Annotated in this window: 13 protein-coding genes; 7 read left to right on the forward strand and 6 right to left on the reverse strand. The window is 67.1% G+C overall.

Going from position 1 to position 9,215, the window contains the following annotated elements; translation table 11 throughout:
* Positions 1-5: 5 nt before the first annotated feature.
* A complete protein-coding gene (locus AC5LXX_RS20280; protein WP_493412854.1) occupies positions 6-605 on the forward strand; it encodes a GNAT family N-acetyltransferase in 600 nt (199 codons plus the stop codon).
* Between the two features lie 90 nt (positions 606-695).
* On the opposite strand, the gene AC5LXX_RS20285 is transcribed toward AC5LXX_RS20280, so the two are convergent.
* A complete protein-coding gene (locus tag AC5LXX_RS20285; protein WP_493412855.1) occupies positions 696-1,274 on the reverse strand; it encodes a DUF4142 domain-containing protein in 579 nt (192 codons plus the stop codon).
* Positions 1,275-1,682: 408 nt separating this feature from the next.
* Positions 1,683-2,306, reverse strand: a complete 624-nt coding sequence (locus AC5LXX_RS20290) for an HAD hydrolase-like protein (protein ID WP_493412856.1) — start codon at positions 2,304-2,306, stop codon at positions 1,683-1,685.
* A 251-nt stretch (positions 2,307-2,557) separates the two neighbouring features.
* Between AC5LXX_RS20290 and AC5LXX_RS20295 the strand changes: the two genes are divergently transcribed.
* Positions 2,558-2,884 (forward strand): DUF4087 domain-containing protein, encoded by a 327-nt coding sequence (locus AC5LXX_RS20295; RefSeq protein ID WP_493412857.1) that lies wholly within the window; start codon positions 2,558-2,560, stop codon positions 2,882-2,884.
* Positions 2,885-2,905: 21 nt separating this feature from the next.
* Here AC5LXX_RS20295 and AC5LXX_RS20300 read toward each other — a convergent pair whose 3' ends face one another.
* Both AC5LXX_RS20300 and AC5LXX_RS20305 read right to left on the reverse strand, forming a co-directional pair.
* Complete coding sequence (locus tag AC5LXX_RS20300; RefSeq protein ID WP_493412858.1) at positions 2,906-3,172, reverse strand: Txe/YoeB family addiction module toxin; 267 nt, start codon at positions 3,170-3,172, stop codon at positions 2,906-2,908.
* Positions 3,169-3,429, reverse strand: a complete 261-nt coding sequence (locus tag AC5LXX_RS20305) for a type II toxin-antitoxin system Phd/YefM family antitoxin (RefSeq protein ID WP_011547275.1) — start codon at positions 3,427-3,429, stop codon at positions 3,169-3,171. Before AC5LXX_RS20305 ends, AC5LXX_RS20300 begins: the two co-directional genes overlap by 4 nt.
* Positions 3,430-3,652: 223 nt before the next feature.
* Here AC5LXX_RS20305 and AC5LXX_RS20310 point away from each other — a divergent pair, with 223 nt between their 5' ends.
* Positions 3,653-4,096 (forward strand): GNAT family N-acetyltransferase, encoded by a 444-nt coding sequence (locus AC5LXX_RS20310; RefSeq protein WP_493412859.1) that lies wholly within the window; start codon positions 3,653-3,655, stop codon positions 4,094-4,096.
* A gap of 57 nt (positions 4,097-4,153) precedes the next feature.
* Complete coding sequence (locus tag AC5LXX_RS20315; protein ID WP_006480837.1) at positions 4,154-4,372, forward strand: DUF1653 domain-containing protein; 219 nt, start codon at positions 4,154-4,156, stop codon at positions 4,370-4,372.
* A gap of 23 nt (positions 4,373-4,395) precedes the next feature.
* Here the strand turns inward: AC5LXX_RS20315 and atpC are convergent, their stop codons facing one another.
* Positions 4,396-4,854, reverse strand: a complete 459-nt coding sequence (gene atpC / locus AC5LXX_RS20320) for an ATP synthase F1 subunit epsilon (RefSeq protein ID WP_493412860.1) — start codon at positions 4,852-4,854, stop codon at positions 4,396-4,398.
* 10 nt (positions 4,855-4,864) lie between these two features.
* Complete coding sequence (gene atpG, locus AC5LXX_RS20325) at positions 4,865-5,734, reverse strand: ATP synthase F1 subunit gamma (RefSeq protein WP_493413389.1); 870 nt, start codon at positions 5,732-5,734, stop codon at positions 4,865-4,867.
* Positions 5,735-5,881: 147 nt separating this feature from the next.
* Here atpG and AC5LXX_RS20330 point away from each other — a divergent pair, with 147 nt between their 5' ends.
* Genes AC5LXX_RS20330 through AC5LXX_RS20340 form a run of 3 tightly spaced genes read left to right on the forward strand, consistent with a single transcriptional unit; the run spans position 5,882 to position 9,202 of the window.
* Positions 5,882-6,853 carry a phosphate acetyltransferase gene (locus AC5LXX_RS20330; protein ID WP_493413390.1) on the forward strand — a complete coding sequence of 324 codons (972 nt, stop codon included), beginning with the start codon at positions 5,882-5,884 and terminating at the stop codon, positions 6,851-6,853.
* Between the two features lie 10 nt (positions 6,854-6,863).
* Entirely contained in the window at positions 6,864-8,069 is a 1,206-nt protein-coding gene (locus AC5LXX_RS20335) for an acetate/propionate family kinase (protein ID WP_493412861.1), read from the forward strand.
* Between the two features lie 11 nt (positions 8,070-8,080).
* Positions 8,081-9,202: an alpha/beta fold hydrolase gene (locus AC5LXX_RS20340; RefSeq protein WP_493412862.1), complete on the forward strand. Its 1,122-nt coding sequence runs from the start codon at positions 8,081-8,083 to the stop codon at positions 9,200-9,202.
* The last annotated feature ends 13 nt before the right edge of the window (positions 9,203-9,215 follow it).

Below are 9,215 nucleotides of genomic sequence, written 5' to 3' on the forward strand. Positions count from 1 at the left end.
CCGTCATGACCGACGCTTCATCTTCCGTCGAACCGCCGACCCTCTATGGCGAACGCGTCGTTCTGCGGCCGCTCGACGCATCCGACCGGCAGGCGCTGCTGGATGCCGCAGCCGACGGCGAGTTGTGGAATCTGAAGGTCACGGTCGTGCCTGGCGCGGAGACTATCGACGCCTATATCGATACCGCATTGCAGGGGCGCGCGGCCGGCACCGTGATGCCGTTCGTGATCGTCGATCGCGCATCGGGCCGCGTGATCGGCAGCACGCGCTTCTGGAAGATCGACCGCAAGAATCGCAAGCTCGAGATCGGCCATACGTGGCTGAGCGAATCGGCGCAGCGCACGCGTGCGAATACCGAAGCGAAGCGGCTGCTGCTCGCGTATGCGTTCGACACGCTGCAATGCGTGCGGGTGCAGTTCACCACCGACGAGCTGAACGAGAAATCGCGCACGGCGATCTTGCGGCTCGGTGCGAAGCAGGAAGGGATCGTGCGTCACGAGCGGATCATGCCGGACGGCCGCAAGCGCAACTCGGTACGCTTCAGCATCATCGACGACGAATGGCCGGAGGTGAGTGCGCGGCTGGCGGCGAAGCTCGCGACGTAACGTGTGACGTGCGTCGCGCCGACAGCAGGGGAGGCGGCAGCGCGACGCAGGGGGCGGTGCGCCGCGCACGAGGCGCGGCGCTGCATCGCGTTACTGCGCCGATGCGAGGTGGTGACGCTGTGCGAGTTTTTGCGCGTCTGCGTAGTGCGCTTGCAGGATCGGCAGCGACTGGCGTGCGACTTCCTTCAGCTTCGTGTCGCGGCCCGATGCGATTTCGGCCTGGAATGCCGAGATCGTCTTCTGCTGGCCGGCAAGTGCGACCTGTTCGATATATGCCTTGTCGAACTCGGCGCCGCGCAGGCTCTTGATGCTGCTCAGCACGGCCGTGTCGGGATCGTTGGCCGGCACGTCTACACCGCGCGGGCTCGCCGCACGCATCGCCTGGATGATCTTTTCGTCGTCGGTCGATACGCGTTGCGCGAAGGCCTTGACCTGGCTGTCCGACGTGCGCGAATCGGCGATGCGTGCCGCGTCGTGCTGCGTCGACACAGTCTTCGTGCCGTCCGTAATGAAGGCCTGGTCGGCTTCGTGGATGCGCGTCGCGGCGGCGGCCGGCGCAGCAGGCGCGGCGGGTGCCGGTTGGGCGGTTTGTGCGGTCGCCGTCACGGCGACGAGAAGCAGGCCGGCGGCAGACAATGCAAGGCGCGAGATGTGGGGAAAGCGGTTCATGGGACCTCCTTTCGATCGGGGCTCTGGTTTAAAAAACGGATGACGTGATCCGTAGCTGTGCGAGAGACCGGGCGCGCCCGGGCCGGATTCGACCGCCGCTCTGCCGCGGCGCCGGTCGAAGTGTTTCCCGGCCCGACTGATTCTAGGAGAGTGGTCGGGTAGCAGGTGCAACCGTGCTGTGGTTTGTGTAACGGTTGGTAAGACGAAACGGGGCGCACGTGCGCGGACAGGTATTGCGTACCTGATGCGCGTGCGGTGGCGGCAATTTTTGCGCACACGTGGCGCATGCAATGCATGAGATGCACGCGCGTGTCGTCGGCATTTCATCGGCGTGATGTTGTCGCGGCTGTTGCCGCGGAGGCCCGTCGGGCGAGAGGGCCGCGTGTGTGCGTGGCGTGCGCGAAAGCGTTAAACGCGATCGAGCAGCGCATCGAGGCGCGGCAGCAGCGGCGTCGCGCAATGTGCCTGCAACGCGTCGGGCGCTGTGTAGCCCCACGCGACGCCTTGGAACGCGATATGTGCACGCCGGGCCGCGTCTGCATCGCGGATCTCGTCGCCGACGTACAGCACTTCGTCTGCGCGCACACCGGCTTCGCGCACGAGCGCGCGCAGACGGCGCGCCTTGCCGAACAGCGGAATGCCGCATGCGAAATGGTCGACGCGTGCGCCGGCACGCGGGCCGAGCCGGTCACGCACGATCTCTTCGGTATTCGACGTGGCGATCGCGATGCGGATGCCGCGCGCGGCGAGCGCGTCGAACGTTTCATCGACGCCGGGAAAGAGCCGCACATGCGCGATGCGCGGCCGCATCAGGCGGCGCATGTCGATCGTCACGCGCGGTACTTTCCACATCGGCACGTCGAGCGCGCGAATGATGTCGCGCGCCGACATACCGCGCAGCGCGGGGCGCAGTTCGGGCGTGGCGTCGCGAAAGCCGTGCAGGCGCGACGCTTCCGACAGCGCCGCGAGAAAGCTGTCGAGCGAATCGGCGAGCGTGCCGTCGAAGTCGAATGCGATGAGGCGGAAGGTCATGAAGCGACGTGACAGGTTTATTGGACAGGCGACATTGTCACCGAATCGCGCCCCGGTGCCTGCACCGTCGCTTGCGCGTGCCGCGCGGCGTGCGCGTGTTGTCGGCTGGCGCGCGACGCGGAAAGGAAAGCCCGGTATGCTGTCCGGCGTCCGCGCTGGCGGTTTCCCGATGTCTCTTCCTGGCTGAATTCGATCAAATGAAAATCGCTCGTGCCCATTGTGCGACGTGGGTTCTCGGCGCGGCCCTCGCGTTGACCGCTGCTACGGAAGTGGCCGCCGCTCCGGTAAAACGTTGCGGATGGCTCGAGAATCCGACGCCGGCCAACTGGTGGCTGGTCGACAGGGACGGCAGCTGGACATTGTCGACCATGGGCAACGAGCCGGTACCGGGCCTCGACGAGATGCCCGACATGTCGACGCAGGGCTGGGTCGTCACCAACGCGGGAGAGCACGGCTACGGCTGCGCGTGCCTCGACCTGGAAATCGATCCGCACACGCGCGAGGTAACGAGGATCGTCGCTGCGAAGCCGCTTCCGCTGAAGCGTTGCAAGGCCGACAAGACGTTGCCGGCGCCGTGACGAAGGTAGATGGAGGTCACGCTACTCGTAGTGGTAGCGGCAGGAAACGATGCCGATCTGATGGTCATCAGCCTCGTAGACCAGACGGTTCGTATCGTCGATACGCCGCGACCAGAAACCCGATAGATTGGCCTTTAGCGGCTCGGGCTTGCCGATGCCCTCGAACGGCGTTCGCTGGGCTTCGCGAATGAGCTGGTTGATGCGCTTGAGCGTCTTGCGATCCTGCCCCTGCCAGTAGACATAGTCGTCCCACGCGTCGGAAGTAAAGAGCACACGGCGTACGCTCATTCGTCGTCCTCGGCGAGCTTGTGCTCTTTCGCCTTGCCCTTGCGCAATTGCGCGATCGAGCGTTCGAGATGGGCGACGTTGGCCGGCGAGCGCAGCAAGTGAACCGTCTCCATCAGGCTGTCGTAGTAGTCCTGGGACATGATGACGGCGTTCGGTGCATCGCGGCGCGTGATGAGCGTCACGTCCGCGTCGTCGACGACCTGGTCGATGACGGTCTTCAGATTGCCGCGGGCATCCGAAAAATGAATCGTGCGCATGATGTGCCTCACTTGTACATATAATGGTACAAGTATAGCACCGTCGAAGGATATGTACAGATTGTTGTACAGGTTCAATGGTGCCCGGCGTAGTCGCCCATCACCATCCGGCAAGACGCCGCACCTGTGTTCAGCTGCAGCGGATTGGCGGTGTCCCTTGTCCCCCGCCCCACGGCGCGGTATCGTCGATGCTCCGCCTTCCGACCCCGACCGGAGAACAGCCGTGCCCGCAGCCGCCCCCGCCACGCTGAGATTTTCCACCGACAAGCGCGAACTCGACATCGACGCGATCTACGACTTCCTGCATCGCGACGCGTACTGGTCGCAGGGCATTCCGCGCGATGTGGTCGAGAAGGCGATCGAGGGGTCGCTGTGCTTCGGCGCGTATGTCGGCGACCGGTTCGTCGGGTTCGCGCGGCTCGTCACCGATCACGCGACGTTCGCGTACCTGTGCGACGTGTTCGTGTTGCCGGCCGAACGCGGCAACGGCTACGGCCGCGCGCTGATCGACCATGTGTTCGCGCAGGAGATGGTGCAGCGGCTGCGCCGCATCATGCTCGTGACGACCGATGCGCACGAGCTGTACCGCCCGGTCGGCTTCGGGCCGTCCGCGAATCCCGAGCGGCTGATGGAGATCCGCCGCCCGGACATCTACGCGAAACGCTGACGCGCGGCGCAGCGCATACAATACGCGCTTTCCGTTTTTGCCGAAGAGAATCCCATCATGACCGAACAGGAAGCCGAACAGCTCGCGACGCACCGTCACTACAAGGGCGGGCTGTACCGCTACATCGGCGTTGCGCGCCATTCCGAAACCGAGGAATCGGTGGTCGTCTACGAGCATCTGTGGCCGCATGCGCGCGGCCTTTGGGTGCGGCCGGAAGCGATGTTCAACGGCAATCTCGAAGACGGCACGCCGCGTTTTCGCAAGCTGCGCGACTGAGCGGGCGGCACCGGAGCCGGTGTCTAGCCGGCGCTGCCCGGCTCGTCGTGCGGCCCTTGTTGCCGCAGCGCCATCGCAAAGAAGCGCCGGATTTCATCCATCAATTCCGCACGGGCCGACGCGAAATCGAACGCGCGCCGGTTTTCGTGCGCGTAGCGGCGGCGCCAGTCGTCGGCCGCATGCCGCGCTTCGCGTGCGCGCAGATCGTCGAGTTCGGGCGTGCGCAGCGCGTGATCGGCGATCAGCGTCACGCCGTCGCGGCTGACCTCCAGCACGCCGCCCGCGACGAGGAGGCGGCGATGCTCGCCGGTCGGCGCATCGACGAGCATCACGACGCCCGGCCGGATCCGCGTGAGCAGCGGCGCGTGGTGCGGGTAGATCCCCAGTTCTCCGCTTTCCCCCGGGACGACGACGAAATGCGCGTCGCCGGCATACAGCACCGCTTCCACGCTCACGATGTCGAGCTTCATCGACGTCTTCATGCGTACTCCTTCAGACCGCCGCCGCGCCGGCGACGATTTCGCACAGCTCGGTGGTGATCTGCGCCTGTCGCGTCTTCTGGTACAGGTGCCGAAGGTCGCGCAACACGCGGTCGGCGTTGTCCGTCGCGGTCTGCATGCTGAACATCCGCGCGCATTGCTCGCACGCGTAGTTTTCGACGACGGCCTGATAGAGCGTCGCCTCGACGTAGCGCAGCAGCAACGTGTCCACGACCGGTTTGGGCGCGGGCTCGTACAGATAGTCGGACGCGGCCGCGTCGGCAGTCGGCGCGCCGGTGTCGAGCCCCGTGATCGGCAGCATCGCGTCGATGCGCGGCTCGTACGCGAGCGGGCTCGTCAGCCGGTTGTACGCGACGTGCACTTCGTCGAGCTCGCCGTTGACGAACGCGGTCAGCGGCACGAGCAGCGCACCGAGCAACTGCTCGAAGTGCGGCTCGGCGGCCAGGCCGCTCGCACGTGCCGCGATGGTCGCGCCGTGGCGCAGCAACGGCGCGAGGCCACGCGCACCGATCACGCTCAGTTCGCAAGCGACGCCGTCCCGGTCCCAGCGTTCGAGCGCATCCACGCATTCGACGAGCAGCCGCGCATTGAGCGGGCCGCACAGCCCGCGATCGGTGCTGACGACGATCAGGCCGACGCGGCGCACGGTATCGCGTCGCGCCATCAGCGCCGATACATGGTCGGGACGGTCGCGCAGCACGCGTTCCGCCATCGCGCCGATGCGCGCCGCGTACGGCCGGAACTCGCGCGCGCGTCGCTGCGCGCTCGCCATCTTGGTGCGCGCCATCATTTCCATCGCCTTGGTGATCTTGCGCGTGGACGAGGTACTGGCGATCTTCGAGCGGATTTCGCGTATGTGCATGTCAGGGGGCGGCGTCGCGGCCATCCGGATGTCGTCGTGTGATTTCATGCTATCGGGACTTCACCTGAAACGATTGACGGAAATCAAACGACTTCGCTCGGTCCCGCACCAGAATCCGTTCACGTGATCCTTGCGAAGGGGCAGTCGATGACCGAGTTGCGCACGCATCAGAAATACGACGCGCTGATTGCGCGTTGCCGCGCATTGCGCCCGGTGACGGTCGCGGTCGCACATCCCTGCGACGAGGTATCTCTGCACGCGGCGGCGGCCGCCGCCCGGGCCGGCATCATCGTGCCCGTGCTGGTCGGCCCGGTGGCGCGGATCACGATGCTCGCCGCGACGCTCGGTATCGACCTGTCCGGCTATCGGCTCGTGGATGCGCCGCACAGTCATGCGTCGGCGGCGTGCGCCGTCGAGCTGGTGCGCGCGGGAGATGCGCAGGCGCTGATGAAAGGCAGCCTGCACACCGACGAGTTGTTGGCGGAGGTGGTGCGTGCCGACACAGGGCTGCGCACCGGGCGGCGCCTGAGTCACGTGTTCATCATGGACGTGCCGACTTATCACAAGCCGCTGTTCATCACCGACGCGGCCGTCAATATCCGTCCGACGCTCGAACAGAAGGCCGACATTGCGCAGAACGCGATCGATCTCGCGCATGCGCTCGGCATCGCCCGGCCGAAGGTGGCGATCCTGTCGGCGGTCGAGACGGTCAACTCGAAGCTGCCGTCGACGCTCGACGCGGCCGCGCTGTGCAAGATGGCCGAGCGCGGCCAGATCACCGGCGCGCTGCTCGACGGGCCGCTCGCGCTCGACAACGCGATCAGCCCGGAGGCCGCGCGGCTCAAGCATCTCGGTTCCGCGGTCGCGGGCGATGCGGACATCCTCCTCGTGCCCGACCTCGAGGCCGGCAACATGCTCGCGAAGGAGTTGACGTTCCTCGCGAATGCCGATGCGGCCGGCATCGTGCTCGGCGCGCGCGTGCCGGTGATCCTGACGAGTCGCGCCGACAGCGAACGCACGCGCCTGGCGAGCTGCGCGGTCGCGGCGCTCGTCGCGGCGGCGACGCGCACCACGGCGGCGCCCGTGGCCGCGCCAGCGGTTGCGGCCGACGCACACTGACGGGGCCGCGATGCGACATCCCGTCCTGGTGCTCAACGCCGGCTCGTCGAGCCTCAAGTTTTCGGTCTACGACGCGCGCGAGGATCGTTCGCTCGATGCGGGCCTGCATGGGCAGGTCGAGAACCTGCACGACACACCGCATCTGTTCGTGGCCGACGCGCACGGTGCGACGCTCGCCGATCGCCCCGTCGCGCGATCGGGGCATCAAGGCGCGATCGAGGCACTGCACGCGTGGTTCGCGGCCCACGTCGGGCAGGAGGCCGCGTTCGACGGCGTCGGGCACCGGGTCGTGCATGGCGGCCCGTATTTCACCGCGCCGGTGCGGATCGACGCGCGCGTGCTCGATGCGATAGCGTCGCTTTCGCCGCTCGCGCCGCTGCACCAGCCGCATCACGTCGACGCGATTCGCGCGGTTACCGCGGTTGCGCCGAACCTGCCGCAGGTCGCGTGTTTCGACACCGCGTTCCATTCGACGGTGCCGGCGCTCGAACGGGAGTTCGCGTTGCCGCGCGCGCTGACCGAGCAGGGCATCGTGCGCTACGGGTTTCACGGGCTGTCGTACGAGTACATCGCGACGGCGCTGGCGGCCCTCGATCCGTCGTGGGTGCGGCACCGGACGGTGGTCGCGCACCTCGGCAACGGCGCGAGCCTGTGTGCGCTCGCGAACGGCCGCAGCGTCGCGACGACGATGGGGTTTACGGCCGTCGACGGGCTGCCGATGGGCACGCGCACGGGCGCGCTGGACCCGGGCGTGATCCTGTACCTGCAGCGTCACGCGGGCCGGTCGCTCGACGAGGTCGAGCATCTGATCTATGCCGAATCGGGCTTGCTCGGCGTGTCCGGCGTGTCGAGCGACATGCGCACGCTGCTCGCGAGCGACGCACCGTCGGCCGCGCATGCAGTCGAGTTGTTCGCCTATCGCGCGGCCCGCGAACTTGCCGCGCTGGCCGGCGTGCTCGGCGGTCTCGACACGCTGGTGTTCACGGCGGGCATCGGCGAGCACGCGCCGCGCGTGCGTGAACGGATCTGCAACCGCGCGGCGTGGCTCGGCATCGTGCTCGACGACGCGGCGAACGCCGCGGGCCTGCCGGTGATTTCGAGCGACGCGTCGCGCGTGACGGTGCGCGTGATCCCGACCGACGAGAACCTGATGATCGCGCGGCACACACGCCGCGTGCTGGACGACGCGATCCCTTCCATGCCGTATCCGACCTGATGAGACCTTCGATGACAGCACGCGACACGTCTTTCCCTGCCGCCAGCGCGCCCGCGCTGCCGATTTTCTGGCCGATGGCCGCCGCCACGGCGATGTTTGCGGCCGGCGCCGAGATCGCTGCGCGCAATCTGCGCTTCCTCGCGGAAGAGGAGAAGCTCCATTTCGAAGCGCATCCGGCGCTGGCATCGACGAACCGGCCGTTGCTGGAGCTGCGGACGATGACGTTTCGCGATTATTCGGCCACGCCGGCGCACGGGCTGCCGACGATCGTCGATGCGCCGTACGCAGGGCACAGCGCGATGATCGCCGACTACCAGCCGGGGCAGAGCCTGATGCAGACGCTGCGCGAGCACGGCGTGACGCGCCTGTACCTGACCGACTGGCGCTCGGCCACCGAGGACATGAAGGACCTCGAGATCGACCAGTATCTGGCCGAGCTGAACGTGTGCGTCGACGAACTCGGCGGACGCGTGAATCTCGTCGGGCTGTGCCAGGGCGGCTGGATGTCCGCGATGTATGCGGCGCGTTTCCCGCACAAGGTCGCGAGCCTCGTGCTGGCCGGCTCGCCGATCGACACCGATGCGGGCGACGGCCCGATCAAGCAGATGGTGCACACGTATCCGACGTCGTTCTACGAGGAACTCGTCGCGATGGGCGGCGGGCTGATGCGCGGGCGCTTCATGCTGCGCGGCTGGAAGAACATGCATCCCGACCAGCACTATCTCACCGAGCACGTCGACCTGTACGAGCATCTCGACGATCCCGACTACCTGCGCAAGCGCGAGGTGTTCGCGAACTGGTACGAAAGCCCGATCGATCTGCCGGGACGCTGGTACCTGCAGGCGATCGTGCAGATCTTCAAGGAGAACCGGCTCGCGAAGGGCACGTTCGTCGCGCTCGGGCGCACGCTCGACCTGAAGGACGTCGCGTGCCCGGTCTATCTGCTCGCCGGCGAGGCCGACGACATCACGACGCCGGAGCAGGTGTTCGGGGCGCGCGATCGTCTCGGGACGCCCGCGTCGCGGATCGAGAGCCGGCTCGTGCCGGGCGGCCATATCGGCCTGTTCATGGGGACGCGCACGCTGAAGACGGTGTGGCCCGACATCGCGCGATGGATCGCGGCGCAGCGCTAGGCCGGCGCGGATC

The organism is Burkholderia torrens, from assembly GCF_984668525.1.